General features: G+C 69.9%; 8 protein-coding genes. 4 read left to right on the top strand and 4 right to left on the bottom strand.

The window, feature by feature from the left end; genetic code table 11:
- Nucleotides 1-325: 325 nt before the first annotated feature.
- Nucleotides 326-1486, top strand: coding sequence for an acyl-CoA thioesterase/BAAT N-terminal domain-containing protein (locus ACQEXA_RS37535; RefSeq protein WP_432927419.1), 1161 nt, complete (start codon nucleotides 326-328; stop codon nucleotides 1484-1486).
- A 279-nt stretch (nucleotides 1487-1765) separates the two neighbouring features.
- Here the strand turns inward: ACQEXA_RS37535 and ACQEXA_RS37530 are convergent, their stop codons facing one another.
- The 4 genes from ACQEXA_RS37530 to ACQEXA_RS37515 form a co-directional block, all read right to left on the bottom strand.
- Nucleotides 1766-2137, bottom strand: a complete 372-nt coding sequence (locus ACQEXA_RS37530; RefSeq protein WP_432927421.1) for a hypothetical protein — start codon at nucleotides 2135-2137, stop codon at nucleotides 1766-1768.
- A 728-nt stretch (nucleotides 2138-2865) separates the two neighbouring features.
- Nucleotides 2866-3150, bottom strand: a complete 285-nt coding sequence (locus ACQEXA_RS37525) for a hypothetical protein (RefSeq protein ID WP_432927423.1) — start codon at nucleotides 3148-3150, stop codon at nucleotides 2866-2868.
- 588 nt (nucleotides 3151-3738) lie between these two features.
- Nucleotides 3739-6480: a pyruvate, phosphate dikinase gene (gene ppdK, locus ACQEXA_RS37520; RefSeq protein ID WP_432927425.1), complete on the bottom strand. Its 2742-nt coding sequence runs from the start codon at nucleotides 6478-6480 to the stop codon at nucleotides 3739-3741.
- Nucleotides 6481-6909: 429 nt separating this feature from the next.
- Complete coding sequence (locus ACQEXA_RS37515) at nucleotides 6910-8130, bottom strand: ROK family protein (protein WP_432927426.1); 1221 nt, start codon at nucleotides 8128-8130, stop codon at nucleotides 6910-6912.
- Between the two features lie 177 nt (nucleotides 8131-8307).
- On the opposite strand from ACQEXA_RS37515, the gene ACQEXA_RS37510 reads away from it, so the two are divergent.
- The 3 genes from ACQEXA_RS37510 to ACQEXA_RS37500 all read left to right on the top strand — a co-directional run bounded on the left by ACQEXA_RS37510 (nucleotide 8308) and on the right by ACQEXA_RS37500 (nucleotide 14331).
- Nucleotides 8308-9777, top strand: a complete 1470-nt coding sequence (locus tag ACQEXA_RS37510; RefSeq protein ID WP_433134711.1) for an MGH1-like glycoside hydrolase domain-containing protein — start codon at nucleotides 8308-8310, stop codon at nucleotides 9775-9777.
- Between the two features lie 18 nt (nucleotides 9778-9795).
- The gene (locus tag ACQEXA_RS37505) at nucleotides 9796-11733 is read left to right on the top strand and encodes an amylo-alpha-1,6-glucosidase (protein ID WP_433132260.1); all 1938 of its coding nucleotides are present in this window, start codon (nucleotides 9796-9798) and stop codon (nucleotides 11731-11733) included.
- 969 nt (nucleotides 11734-12702) lie between these two features.
- Nucleotides 12703-14331 carry a CDP-alcohol phosphatidyltransferase gene (locus tag ACQEXA_RS37500; RefSeq protein WP_432939114.1) on the top strand — a complete coding sequence of 543 codons (1629 nt, stop codon included), beginning with the start codon at nucleotides 12703-12705 and terminating at the stop codon, nucleotides 14329-14331.
- The last annotated feature ends 1 nt before the right edge of the window (nucleotide 14332 follow it).

The following is a 14332-nucleotide window of genomic DNA, read 5'->3' as shown; positions in this document are numbered from 1 at the left end:
CGGTCTTCGACAACCTCCAAACCTACGGTCCACCCCGTGCGCGTCCTGCATTCCACCGCCCTGGGACGGAACCATCCAACCCGGTCAACACATTGACGCCGAGATCACACCCAGTCACCCACACCCATACCCGGAGAGCCATTAAAACTCCGCCGCCCGCGCGTCAAAGTGTGGGCCCCAGGGTTGACTCGGCGGGCACTTCAAGATCAGTGTGGTTGATCAATTCCCGGTGAGTGGGGGCAACGTGTCGTTACGGCGGTTGCGGGGATGGGCCCTGGCGGTAGCCGTCGTGATCGGCTGGGGGACGGCGGGATGCTCCTCGGGGATGCCCGCCAGTACCAGGGCAGTCATCGGGGTCGATGCGCCGATAGCCCTGGCTGATCAGGCCGTTCACTTGAGGATCAGTGGTCTGGAGCCACACGACGAGATTACTGTCGGCTCGTCGGCGACCGCACGCGACGGCAAGGTGTGGCACGGCCAGGCAAAATTCACCGCGGACGACCACGGCATCGTTGATCTCTCCACGACGAGGCCGGTGTCGGGGACGTACAACACGGTCGACGGAATGGGCCTGTTCTGGTCGATGAGGCCCCCTACCGGCGACCCGAACAGTGACTACTTCTCCCTCCATTCCCCTGAGTCCTCCCCCTCGTACGCCGTGAAGATCACCGTGACGGCGCATGGGCGGCAGTTGGCGAGCCGCATGCTCACCCGCGAAGGCGAGGCCAAGGGAGTCAGCGCCCGAACGCTCACCCTGGCCCACGACAAGGTCGTCGGAGAGATGTTCCTGCTGCGGCCCGGCACTCCTCGGCACCCGGCCGTGTTGGTCTTCGGCGGATCCGAAGGCGGTGTCAGCATGAAGTGGGAGGCGGCTCTGCTGGCCTCCCACGGCTACCCGACGCTGGCCCTGGGCTACTTCGGGGAGCCCGGCCTGCCCGCCACCCTACGCAACGTCCCGCTGGAGTACTTCGCCACCGCCGCCCACCTGCTGGCAGCCCAGCCCGGCGTGGACCCCTCACACATCATCGCCATGGGTTACTCCCGAGGCAGCGAACCCGCCCTGCTCCTCGCCGAGAACTATCCCCGTCTGATCCACGGCGCCGTCGTGTACTCCCCGTCGTCCAACGTCAACCAGGGATTCGGCGGGGGCAACGCCTGGACCAAGGACGGGCATCCCATCCCCCAGGGCAGCATCCCGCTGGACCACCTCAGCGGACCCCTTCTGGCCATCGCCGGAGCAGACGACGCCCTATGGCCATCACCGACCTACGTCAAGGCGATCACCGGGGAGCTGCACGCCGCCCAGGACCGGTACCCGTACCAGGCGCTGATCTACCCCGGGGCCGGGCACGGTGTCGGAACCTTCCCTTTCCTCCCGGAGGGCACGGTTGACCCATCCCTGGGCGGCAATCGCGTCGGCAACGCTGTCGCGAAGGAGCAGGGCTGGCCCAAGGTCCTTGCCCTCCTCGCCGACATCCAGAGGTGAGTGCCACGGCACGCAGGCCGGAACAGGCAGCCCCCGTCAAGACCACGTGCGGCGGCTGACACCAGCGGCTGACACCAACAAGCACGAACAACAGCGATCGGCGCCGAACCTCAGTGGACGATCGGCCGAGGCGCAGTGGTGGTTGGTCGAGTTGACAGACACCCGTGATCGACCTGATAAGGATGACGTCGAACCGTAAAGCTGCCGCCGCGGCTTACTCCACCGTGCACGTTGTATGCGGGTCATGACAGAGAGCCGCAACGGCAACCGTCACCAGGATTAGGGCATGTCCCGTAGATCATTGCGGGGGTGGAGCGTTGGCCTTTGGTGGGCGTGCTCTGCCATATGTCGTTCGGCGAGAGAGGCGATCTCGTGCACGGTCGCCACGGGCACTGAGAGGGCGATATCCCATGTTTCGTCATCGTGGCCGATGAGGATGACCGCTTGGTCTCCACTCTTCGCCCAGTAAACGGGGGCATCGGCGGATGTGCCGATCGCGAGTGAGCGGCGTGCGTTCCAGTCCGCGTCGTCGATGCCGTGGAGTCGCACGAAGTCCGCAGCGGGGGCCCAGATATTCAGCTCCCACGTGGGGGTTTGCAGCTTCATCGCGACCACGGAGCCGGTCGCTTCGTTCAAGGTCACATCCACCATGGGGACGATGATCACACGCCATTCTGCTGAGCAGCCGAAGGTTCCCGTTTGTCGTGGTGGACGGGGTGCCCGGGCCGTCTCTGGGTCAGTTGTGGCTGTACAGACGCGCCGCGCTCCATCGATCCGCCACGTCGAGCTACTACGTCACTCGGGCCGCGATCTAGTCACCACGCCGCGGACCATCTGTGGACAGGCCATGGCTGCCCACACCGACGTGAGACTGTGCCCAGCGACTTCGTGAGCAACCGAAGGGCCCTCCGGAGCCGTGCCACTCTCGTGCCAGAACGGACGGGGACTCACGGGGACTCGGGGGGCATAGGGGTGCCCGCCGTCGGACTCGGCCAAGGCAGGGACCCCGCAGGTCACGCCCGTGGTCGCCCACCTCGCTCCTAAAGCGGTGCTCACCCGAGTCGTCAGCGTTGCAGAAGTCGTCGAACAGCACGTTGACCACGTAGCCCAGATCCTCGAGTTCCTCCGGCTGAAGCCACACGTCGCGTTGCCATGAGGGACTCGTCAGAGCGAGAACCGCCGGCACAACATGCGGACGAAAAGCGGGGAACTCGATGCCGTGATCAGTTACCCAGCCAGCCTACTGCGCTGGTGAGGGGCGTTGGCGTTGTCCGATCACGGGACTGCGGACAGAGACAAAACGGCTCTGGTCGGAGTTTTGTGAATGGCCAGGTCAGCAGCACGGGGATACTGGGGATCCAGCCCCACTGCGGAGGTCGCTACCCAACAGCCACGACGTGACCGGCCGTGACCTGAGGAGAGTTGGGAAGCAACGACGCGAGGTTGTCCCGTACGAAGTCCGTCGCCCGCTTGACTGACTCGTCGGCCCCGGCTTGGTCTTCATAGACGCTGGTAGAGACCATCACTCCATTCCCGCCGTCAACCCAGTAGTAGGCCACGAAGCCGGGGACTTGGCGGAGGAGGGGGACGAATCCCTCGTCCACTCGGCGTCCCGCCTCGGCAGGATCCGTCACCCCTTCGTACCGCCGAACCACTGCGTACATAGCTATCTCCTCATCGATCCCAGGGCCGCCTTGCTCGAAACGACATACCCCTCAGCGCGCGTCCCCCGCTCGTGGGACGTCCGGAAGGCACTCGGATAGGCGCATGGGCCATCCGAACTGGGCATCTGTTGTGTGCGGGGCGAAACGGGGCTTCACGGAACTCTGGTCAGAGCCGTTCTAGAGCCCCATCAGCCCCCGCAGCAACAGACTGCGGCGCCAGACAGACTTGGGCGCCTGTCGAATCCGTGTCGAAATCCGGCTTGTTGGGCGTCCAGCTGAGGGATAGACACAGGTCAACGCGAGGATGAGCCTCAACCCGCCAAGCGCCTTCTAAGCGCTTGGCCGCAGGTCCAAGTCCTGCCTGGGGAGCCATCCCAGGGCACAACGAGGGCACAACTGCTTCGGGCGGGTTCAACGGCAATCAACGCCAGCAAACGCCATTTGGCCTGGTCAGCGACTTAGCTTGACAGTCTCCGCAGACAATGCAGGGAGGGGCGGCACCCCCGCACAGGGTGCCGCCCCTTCCGGTGCGCCGGGATCGTCGTCGTATCGGTGAGGGTCAGGGCCCGACGACGATCCCGGGGTCTCTCAGCGGTGGTCGCTGTCCTCCGCCTGCGACGCCGCCCGGCCCGCCTCCAGACGCGCCACCGGGATCCGGAACGGCGAGCAGGAGACGTAGTCGAGTCCGACCTCGTGGAAGAAGTGGACCGACTCGGGGTCGCCGCCGTGCTCGCCGCAGACGCCGAGCTTGAGACCGGGGCGGGTGGCGCGGCCGGCTTCGGCGGCCGCCTTCACCAGGGAGCCGACGCCGTCCCTGTCGATCGTCTCGAAGGGGCTGACGCCGAAGATGCCCTTCTCCAGGTAGGCCGTGAAGAACGACGCCTCCACGTCGTCCCGGCTGAAGCCCCACACGGTCTGGGTCAGGTCGTTCGTGCCGAAGGAGAAGAACTCGGCGGCCTCCGCGATCTGACCGGCGGTCAGCGCGGCGCGCGGCAGCTCGATCATCGTGCCGATCGCCAGCTTCAGCTGCGTCCCCGAGGCAGCCTCGACCTCGGCGATGACCCGGTCGGCCTCCTCGCGCACGATCTCCAGCTCCTGGACCGTGCCCACGAGCGGGATCATGACCTCGGCGCGCGGGTCGCCCTTCGCGGCCTTGCGCTCGGCAGCCGCCTCCGCGATGGCCCGCACCTGCATCGTGAACAGGCCCGGGATGACCAGGCCGAGGCGTACGCCCCGCAGGCCCAGCATCGGGTTCTGCTCGTGCAGGCGGTGCACGGCCTGGAGCAGGCGCAGCTCGTTCTCGTGCGGCTCCTGACGGGACTCCGCCAGCGCCACACGCACCGACAGCTCGGTGATGTCGGGCAGGAACTCGTGCAGCGGCGGGTCCAGCAGGCGGATCGTCACCGGGAGGCCGTCCATCGCCTCGAAGAGCTCGACGAAGTCCTGCTTCTGGAGCGGCAGCAGCTCCTTGAGGGACTCCTCGCGCTCGGTCTCCGTGTCCGCCAGGATCAGGCGCTCGACCAGCTCACGCCGGTCGCCGAGGAACATGTGCTCCGTACGGCACAGGCCGATGCCCTGCGCGCCGAAGCGCCGCGCCCGCAGCGCGTCCTCGGCGTTGTCCGCGTTGGCGCGGACGCGCAGGCGGCGCTTGCGGTCGGCGAACGCCATGATCCGGTGCACGGCCTCGACGAGCTCGTCGGCGTCGTCGGCGCCCGCGTGCATCCTGCCCTCGAAGTACTCCACCACCGGGGAGGGGACCACCGGGACCTCACCGAGGTACACCTTGCCGCTCGACCCGTCGATCGAGATGAGGTCGCCCTCCTCGACCACGTGCCCGCCCGGCACGACCATCCGCCGGCGCTTGGTGTCGACCTCCAGCTCCTCCGCGCCGCATACGCAGGTCTTGCCCATGCCGCGCGCGACCACGGCCGCGTGGGAGGTCTTGCCGCCGCGCGAGGTGAGAATGCCCTCGGCCGCGATCATTCCGTCCAGGTCGTCCGGGTTCGTCTCGCGGCGGACCAGGATGACCTTCTCGCCCGAGCGGGACCATTTCACCGCGGTGTACGAGTCGAAGACCGCCTTGCCGACCGCCGCGCCCGGCGAGGCCGCGATGCCCCGGCCGACCTGCTCGACCTTCGCCTGCTCGTCGAAGCGCGGGAACATCAGCTGCGCGAGCTGCGCGCCCGTCACCCGCTGCAGCGCCTCCGCCTCGTCGATCAGGCCCTGGTCCACCAGCTGCGTCGCGATCCGGAAGGCCGCGCCCGCGGTGCGCTTGCCGACGCGGGTCTGCAGCATCCACAGCTGGCCGCGCTCGATGGTGAATTCGATGTCGCAGAGATCCTTGTAGTGGTTCTCCAGCGTCTCCATGATCTGCATCAGCTGGTCGTACGACTTCTTGTCGATCTGCTCCAGCTCGGCGAGCGGCACCGTGTTGCGGATGCCCGCCACCACGTCCTCGCCCTGCGCGTTCTGCAGGTAGTCGCCGTACACGCCCTGGTGGCCGGAGGCGGGGTCACGGGTGAACGCCACACCGGTGCCCGAGTCGGGGCCCAGGTTGCCGAAGACCATCGAGCAGACGTTCACGGCCGTACCGAGGTCGTGCGGGATGCGCTCCTGGCGGCGGTAGAGCTTGGCCCGGTCGCCGTTCCAGGAGTCGAAGACCGCCTTGATGGCGAGGTCCATCTGCTCGCGCGGGTCCTGCGGGAAGTCGCGCCCGGCCTCGGCCTTGACGATCTTCTTGAACTTGGTGACCAGCTTCTTCAGGTCCGCGGCCTCCAGCTCAGTGTCGACCGTGACCTTCTTGGCCACCTTGGCCGCCTCGAGCGCGTCCTCGAAGAGGTCGCCGTCGACGCCGAGGACGGTCTTGCCGAACATCTGGATGAGGCGGCGGTAGGAGTCCCACGCGAAGCGCTCGTCGCCGGCCTGCTTCGCCAGGCCCTGGACCGACTTGTCGGAGAGGCCGATGTTGAGGACGGTGTCCATCATCCCCGGCATCGAGAACTTCGCACCGGAGCGGACCGAGACGAGCAGCGGGTTGTCGGCCTGGCCGAGCTTCTTGCCCATCCGCTCCTCGAGCGCGGTGAGGTGTGCACTCACCTCGTCACGCAGTGCCGCGGGCTCCTCGCCGCTGTCGAGGTAGACCTTGCAGGCCTCGGTGGTGATGGTGAAGCCCGGAGGGACGGGAAGGCCCAGGTTGGTCATCTCGGCGAGGTTGGCACCCTTGCCACCAAGGAGGTCCTTGAGGTCCTTGTTGCCTTCGGTGAAGTCGTAAACGAACTTCGCGCCCTCGGCGCCGTTCTCGGCTACGTGGTGATCTTTGTTTTCCGACACGGTCTCGACTCCTCGAGGACGCGGTGGCTGCCCTGACGGCGAGGAACATACCCAGATCGAAGGCGTCTGGGTACGTCCACTTGTGCGTCACAAGCCTGTACCCACTCGTCCGCCACCAGATCGAAAGTCAAGGCTCGGCAACCGCCCATCGGGTGTTGTTTTCACTTCTTGAACGCATCAACGTCCTTAGGCACGTCCAAACGCTCGAATGAGCAGCTGTCGGCACTTCTGATTTCGATCGATGAACGATCAAGGGGTGGCACTCAGTGCCACCCCTTGGAGAAGTGCAGTCGCACTGGAACCGCTCATCTGAGCGCAACCCCTATCAGGGGTGGCGAGAATCACGCTATGCGAGGCGGCCGGCTTTCACCATGCGGACGGGCATCCGGACAGAAACACGCCCGTCCACAGGGCAGGCCGCCACCCCCGTCACACCCCGAGCGCGAGCAGCCGCTCCTCCACCCGCTCCGGGGCGTAGAGGTGCTCCACGACCAGCGCACCGGCCCCGATCAGCCCCGCCCGCTCCCCGAGCTGCGAGGTCACCACTTCCAGGTGCGCCGTGGAGCGGGGCAGCGCCCGCTGGTACAGCAGTTCCCGGACACCGGTGAGGAAGGGTGTTCCGGCCAAATCGCCGGCGATCATCAGGACCCCGGGGTTCAGCAGGGTCACCACGGTCGCGAGGACCTCCCCGACCAGCCGCCCCGCCTGCCGTGCCAGCGCGGCGGCCTCCGGGTGCCCGGCGGCCAGCAGATCCCGTACGTCCGAGCCCGAGGCGGCCGGCACTCCCGCCTCCGCGAGCCGGCGGGCGACGGCACCGCCGCTCGCGACGGCCGCCAGACAGCCGTACGAACCGCACCGGCACAGCGCATCGGCACCGTCGGGAACGCGGATGTGGCCGATGTCCCCGGCGCCGCCGTCGATCCCGCGGTAGATCCGGCTGTCGACGACCACACCCGCGCCGATGCCGGTGGAGACCTTCACCAGCACGAACGCCGAACAGTCCGGGTGGCCGGTGCACTGCTCGCCGTACGCCATCAGGTTCGCGTCGTTGTCGACCAGCACGGGCAGGTCGGCCGTACCGCCCGTGCGCTCCGCGAAGGCGCGGCCCAGCCTGCCTCTTATGTCGTAGCCGTCCCAGCCCGGCATGATCGGCGGCTGGACGACCCGTCCGGTGTCACGGTCGACCGGCCCGGGGACGGCCAGCCCGATCCCGCACACCTCGTGCGCGCCGTGGCCCGTCTTCCGCAGCAGTTCGGCGAACCGGCCGCCGAGTTCACCGAGCACCGCGTCGGGGCCGTCCTCGATGACCAGGGCCCCGGAGTGCTCGGCGAGCACTTCGCCGGTCAGGGAGAGCACGGCGGCGCGGGCGTGCCGGGTGTCGAGGTCGGCGGCGAGCACCACCGCGTGGGCGTCGTCGAGCTCCAGGGTGATCGAAGGGCGGCCCCCCAGCGGGGAGTCGACCGGTCCGCCCGCCCCCTCGCGCAGCCAGCCGGCCCGGAAGAGGCGGTCCAGGCGCTGCCCGACCGTGGCCCGGGACAGGCCCGTGACCTGCTGCAGGGCGCCCCGTGTCGTGGCGCGGCCGCTGCGCACCAGCGCGAGCAGATCCCCGGCTCCGGCCTGACCGCCCGGCTTTCCGGCCCTCCCGCTCATGCGAACCCCCTTGCGTTCACTGACCCTGCATTACATGCTGAGTTTTGCGTGTTAAATAGGCGTAACCCTACGGTAGCCACTGCCGAACCCGTCGGCCGGACGTCTTTCGGGGAGACCTGAGTGGACCGAAGTACCCAACTCACCCGCCGTACGGAACCCACGGGTCCTGTGCGCCCCTTGGGGCCGCCGCCGGCGTCCTCTCCGGGTGAGACCGTCCGTTCCGGTCCCCATGTATACGATCCGGCGGGGCCTGCCGGGTCGCTGCACGTCAGGGCGGCGCAGGTGCTGGAGGACAACTGGACGGGGACCTCCACGGTGCCCTCGCGCCGTCTGTACCCGCACCAGTGGTCCTGGGACTCGGCGTTCATCGCGATAGGCCTGCGGCACATCTCGCCGCTGAGGGCACAGACGGAACTCGAGACGCTGCTCGACGCCCAGTGGGCGGACGGGCGCATCCCGCACATCGTCTTCAACCCCTCCGTGCCGCTCGACGCGTACTTCCCGAGCCCCGACTTCTGGCGCTCATCGACCGCGGGGCGCGCTGCGGGCGCCCCGCGCACCGTACAGACCTCGGGCATCGTGCAGCCACCGGTGCACGCGCTGGCCGCCTGGCTGGTGCACCGGTCGGACCCGGGGCTGTCCCGGGCGCGCGGCTTCCTGGCCCGGGTCCACCCGCGTCTGGCCGCCTGGCACCGCTATCTGCTGCACCGCCGCGACCTGGGTGGCGGCGGGCTCGCCTCGGTGGTCCACCCCTGGGAGCAGGGCATGGACAACAGTCCCGCCTGGGACGCCCCGCTGTCCCGTGTCACTCCGGCCCCGGCCCGCTCCTTCCGCCGCGCCGACCTCGACCACGGGGCGCCCGAGGACCGGCCCACGGACCTGGACTACGGACGGTATGTGCGGCTGGCGGCGGACTACCGGGACGGCGGGTACCAGGACGGAGCGGCCGGGAGGTACCGGGAGGGGCCGGAAGGGACGTCCTCGGCCGGAGGCGGCGCGTTCGCGGTCGAGGACCCCGCGTTCAACGCGCTGCTGATCGCGTCGGAGCACGCGCTCGCCCGTATCGCCCGGGAGCTCGGCGCCACGGGCACGGCGCGGCACGCCCGTGCGGAGCGCCTGACGGCGGCCCTGGTCGACCGCCTGTGGGACCCGGCGGAGGGGCTGTTCCTGTGCCGGGACGTGTGCGGCGGCTCCCTCATCCCCGAACGCAGTGTCTCCGGGCTGATACCGCTGCTGGCGCCCACACTGCCCCGCGACATCGTCGCCGCGCTCGTCCGAACTCTGCGCGGGCCGCACTTCGGGCTCGGCGGCGCGACCCGGCTGGTACCGAGTTACGACCTGCTCGGCGAGGCCTTCGACCCCCACCGGTACTGGCGTGGGCCCGCCTGGTTCAACACCGGCTGGCTGGTGGAGCGCGGCCTCAGGGCGCACGGGGACGGCGCGAGCGCCGACGGGCTGCGCGAGGCCCTGCTGACCACTGCGGACGCCACGGACTTCGCGGAGTACGTCGACCCGTACACCGGCGAGGCGTGCGGCGCGCTCGGCTTCAGCTGGACCGCCGCGCTCACGCTCGACCTGCTGCACGAACGCCCCGGACACGGCGTGTCCCCCGCGGGCATCGGCACGTTCGACAGAAGTGAGAAGTGACCAGGGAGGGGACCGGGGATGACGGAGCGGCATCATCTGCTCGTGCGCGGCGGGACGTTCGCCGCCGTGGGCGACGGCGGGGACATCAGCGGGGTGCGGGGCGGCGGTTCCCCGGCCGGATTGTTCGTACGGGACGCACGGCACCTGAGCCGGTGGCAGCTCACCGTCGACGGTGCGGTGCCCGAGACGCTGACGCCGGTCGCCGGCGGGGACACCGTCCGCTGTGTCCTCGTGCCGCGCGGCGGCCGCCAGGAGCCGCCCGCGCACACCGTCTTCCGTGAACAGGCCGTCGCCGACGGCGCGTTGGTGGAGTCGCTGCGTGTCACCAGCAACCGCCCGGTGCCGACGACCGTCCACGTCGCGGTCACCGCGGACGCCGATTTCACCGACCAGTTCGAACTGCGCTCCGACCACCGTACGTACGCCAAGTCCGGTGCCGTCCGTTCCCGTCAGGTCCTCGACGACGGCGTGGAGTTCAGCTACCGGCGCGGCGAGTGGCGGTCCCGTACGACCGTGACGGCCGAACCCCCGCCGGACGGTGTGGAGGAGACGGGCACGGGCGCCCGCCGCCTAGTGTGGACGCTGGACCTTGAGCCGCACGGCTCGGCGGAGCTGGCGCTGCGGGTCGCCGCCCGGCCGCACGGGGCGGTGCAGGACCCGGTGGTCCCGCCTTCCCCCGCCGCCGTCAACAGGCAACTCCTCGCGCTCGAGGGCGAGTTCATGGAGGGCGTGGCCTTCCCCACCGGCTGGCCCGAGCTGGCCACGGCCTGCGCTCGGGGCCTGTCGGACCTCGCCGCGCTCCAGGTGCCCGCGACCGGCCCCGACGGCGAGGAGCTGCACGTCCCCGCGGCCGGCGCCCCCTGGTTCCTCACCCTGCTGGGCCGCGACGCGCTCCTCACCTCGCTGTTCGCCCTGCCCTACCGCCCCGGGCTGGCCGCGGCCACGCTGCCCGCTCTCGCCGCGACGCAGGCCACCGAGGTGGGCACGCGTTCGGTGGCCCAGCCGGGGAAGATCGTGCACGAGGTGCGGCACGGGGAGCTGGCGCACTTCGGGCAGGTGCCCTACGGGCGGTACTACGGCTCGGTCGACGCGACGCCGCTCTTCCTGGTCCTGCTCGGGGCCTACGTCGAGCAGACCCGAGACATGGCACTGGCCCGCCGGCTGGAACCCAACGCCCGCGCGGCGATCGGCTGGATGCTGGACCACGGCGGGCTCACCTCGCGCGGCTATCTCGTCTACCGCGCCGACCAGGGCGGCCTCGCCAACCAGAACTGGAAGGACTCCCCCGGTGCGATCTGCTGGGCCGACGGCAGCCGTCCGGTCGGTCCGGTGATGGCGGCGGGTGCGCAGGGGTACGCCTACGACGCGCTGCGCCGCACCGCGCACCTGGCCCGCACGGTGTGGGACGACGAGGTGTACGCGGCGCTGCTGGAGCAGGCGGCCGGGGATCTGCGCGACCGCTTCCAGCGGGACTTCTGGATGGACAACCGTGCCTTCCCGGCGCTGGCCCTGGACGGCGAGGGGCGCCAGGTGGACGCGCTCGCGTCGGACGCGGGCCATCTGCTGTGGTCCGGCCTGCTCGACAAGGAGTACGGAGAACTGGTCGGCCGACGGCTGCTGGAGCCCGACTTCTTCTCCGGCTGGGGCGTACGCACACTGGCCGCGGACCAGTCCGCGTACCACCCGATGTCGTACCACCGTGGCTCGGTCTGGCCGCACGACAACGCGCTGATCACGCTGGGGCTCGCCCGCTACGGGCTGCACGACGAGGCCCGTACCGTCGCGCACGCGCTGGTCGAGGCGGCGACGGCCACGGGCCACCGGCTGCCGGAGGTACTCGCCGGGTACGGCCGCGACACGCATCCGGAGCCGGTGCCGTATCCGCACGCCTGCGTCCGTGAATCGCGCTCGGCGGCGGCACCGCTCGCACTGCTCACCGCGGTCGGCGGCGCCTAGCGCGGCCTCCCGAGCCTGGTTGACCTCGGATTTGCCGGGTGTTTGCCGGGCGCTGGGCACCGTGGTTGAACGCACGTCCCCGGCCGCCCGTACGGGATGACGGCGGGCTCAAGCCTCCCCAGCGTGGCCCGCCCTCCGCCACGGGCTTCGCACGGAAGGACCCTCGGGTTGCCTCTCAATACACGCTCACCACAGACGACGGACAAGGCTGAGGCGGCCACGGACGGGGTCCTGCCGGCGGAGGACGATCGGCCGGCGCCGGATTCAGACGGCGGCAGCGCCGAGTCGCACGCATCGGCGCACGGCGACGGCGACTTGGCGACCGAGCACTCCCAGGAGCACCGGCCCGGCGCGGACGGGGCCGGGGATCCGGCCGGTGGCGCCGCCACCGACGACACCGCCTCGGCCGGCGCCGAGTCCGGCGCCCCGGATGAGAGGACGACCGAGGCCGCGTCCCACGTCGCCCCCGAGGAGGCCGCCGGCACGCCCGCCACCGACGGCGAGCCCGACGCGACCTCGACGGAAGCCCGAACCGGCACCGACACCGCTGACACCGACAGCGAGCCCGACGCGACCTCCGCGGAAGCCCAGAGCGGCACCAACGCCTCCGGCAGCGACGGTGAGCCCGACGCGAGTTCCACGACTGTCCAGTCCGGCGCCGACCGCAAAAACGAATCCGGATCGGCCACCCCCGGCACCCAGGACGAACCCGGGTCGGCCACCCCCGGCACCGAGGACGAACCCCGGTCGGCCACCCCCGGCACCGAGGACGAACCCCGGTCGGCCACCCCCGGCACCGAGGACGAACCCCGGTCGGCCACCCCCGGCACCGAGGACGAACCCCGGTCGGCCACCCCCGGCACCGAGGACGAACCCCGGTCGGCCGCCGCCGAAGCCGGTACCGGCACCCCCACTGCCGACACGGGCCGCCGCCTCCGGGGGCTGCGCAAGTGGAGGGCCGGCCACCCCATGGCCGCCCGCGTGCTGGGCGGCGCCCTCACCGTTCTCGCCGGTGCCCTGGTCGTCGCCTCGTTCCTCATGCCCAACAAGCCCGACTTCCGGCCCGCGGTGTTCACCCGGATACCGGTGGAGGCCCTGATCGGCGCCGTCGTGCTGACCGCACTGCCACGGCGGCCGCGGCTGATCGTGGCCTGGCTCGGCGGGATCGCGCTCGGCGTGCTGACCGTGCTCGACGTGCTCGACATCGGCTTCTACCAGTACCTCGGCCGGGGCTTCAACGTCATCCTCGACTGGCCCCTGTTCAGCGACGCCTACGCCTACCTCAAGGACACGCTGGGCGGAGCGGGTGCCCTCGCCGCCCTGGTGGTGGCCATCGCACTCGTCCTCGTCGTCCCCGCCGTCTCCGCGCTCGCCGTCGTCCGGGTCAGCAATGTGATGGCCCGGCACCGCACCACCACCACACGCACCGTCCTGGTCCTCAGCATGGTGTGGATGACCTGCACGGCCCTCGGCCTCCAGGTCGGCGGGATGCAGCTGGCCTCCGACCACACCATCACGCTGCTCCAGTACCGCGCCGACAACCTTCGCGCGACCGTCCGCGACGAGCGCGAGTTCACCAAGACCGCCCAGGACGACGCCTTCGGCAACACCCCGGCCGCGCAGCTCGTGCCGGATCTGCGCGGCAAGGACATGGTCTTCACGTTCATCGAGAGCTACGGCCGCAGCGCGATCGAGGACCCGGTCATGGCCCCCGGTGTCGACCGGACGCTGGACGCAGGCACCCAGGCCCTGGCCAAGGCGGGCTTCCACGCGAAGAGCGGCTGGCTGACCTCGGCGACGTACGGCGGCAGCAGCTGGCTGGGCCACTCCACCTTCATGTCGGGCCTGTGGGTCAACAACCAGAACCGCTACCGGACGGTGACCGCGAGCGACCACCTCACCCTCACCGAGGCGTTCAAGAAGTCCGGCGCCTGGGACACGGTCGGGATCATGCCGGGTGTGCAGAAGGGCTGGCCGGAGGCGAAGTGGTACGGCCTCGACAAGGTCTACAACGCCTTCCAGCTGGGCTACAAGGGACCGAAGTTCAGCTGGTCGACCATGCCGGACCAGTACGCGCTGGAGCAGTTCCAGCAGCGGGTGCACGGCAAGAAGCACGACAAGCCGCTGGCGTCGTTCGTCATCCTGACCTCCAGCCACCAGCCGTGGGCGCCGATCCCGAAGATGGTCGGCTGGGACCAGCTGGGCGACGGCTCGGTCTTCGACGCCATCCAGAAGGCGGGCAACAACCCGGCGGACGTCATCGCCGACTCCGCCCGGTCCAAGGAGGAGTACGGCAAGTCCGTCCAGTACTCCGTGACCGCTCTGACCCAGTGGCTGGAGCGCTACGGCAACGAGGACACCGTGCTCGTCTTCCTCGGCGACCACCAGCCGATCTCCCGGGTCAGCGGGAACCACGCCAGCCGTGATGTGCCGTGCACGATCGTCGCCAAGGACCCGAAGGTGCTCGACAAGATCGCCGACTGGGGCTGGACGGACGGACTGCGGCCCGCCCACAACGCGCCGGTGTGGAAGATGAGTTCGTTCCGCGACCGCTTCCTGACGGCGTACGGCTCCACCCCGCACCCGTCGAAGCGCTGAC

The sequence above is a fragment of the Streptomyces sp. CA-106110 genome, assembly GCF_050936285.1.
Lineage (GTDB): Bacteria > Actinomycetota > Actinomycetes > Streptomycetales > Streptomycetaceae > Streptomyces.
This window is presented reverse-complemented; position numbering and strand designations above follow the sequence as displayed.

What these genes read in the sequence shown, in the direction of transcription:
- ACQEXA_RS37535 (WP_432927419.1), top strand. Translation starts at nt 326, where the DNA reads ATGCCCGCCAGTACCAGGGCAGTCATCGGGGTCGATGCGCCGATAGCC.
- ACQEXA_RS37530 (WP_432927421.1), bottom strand. Translation starts at nt 2,137, where the DNA reads ATGGTGGATGTGACCTTGAACGAAGCGACCGGCTCCGTGGTCGCGATG.
- ACQEXA_RS37525 (WP_432927423.1), bottom strand. Translation starts at nt 3,150, where the DNA reads ATGTACGCAGTGGTTCGGCGGTACGAAGGGGTGACGGATCCTGCCGAG.
- ACQEXA_RS37515 (WP_432927426.1), bottom strand. Translation starts at nt 8,130, where the DNA reads ATGAGCGGGAGGGCCGGAAAGCCGGGCGGTCAGGCCGGAGCCGGGGAT.
- ACQEXA_RS37505 (WP_433132260.1), top strand. Translation starts at nt 9,796, where the DNA reads ATGACGGAGCGGCATCATCTGCTCGTGCGCGGCGGGACGTTCGCCGCC.
- ACQEXA_RS37500 (WP_432939114.1), top strand. Translation starts at nt 12,703, where the DNA reads ATGGCCGCCCGCGTGCTGGGCGGCGCCCTCACCGTTCTCGCCGGTGCC.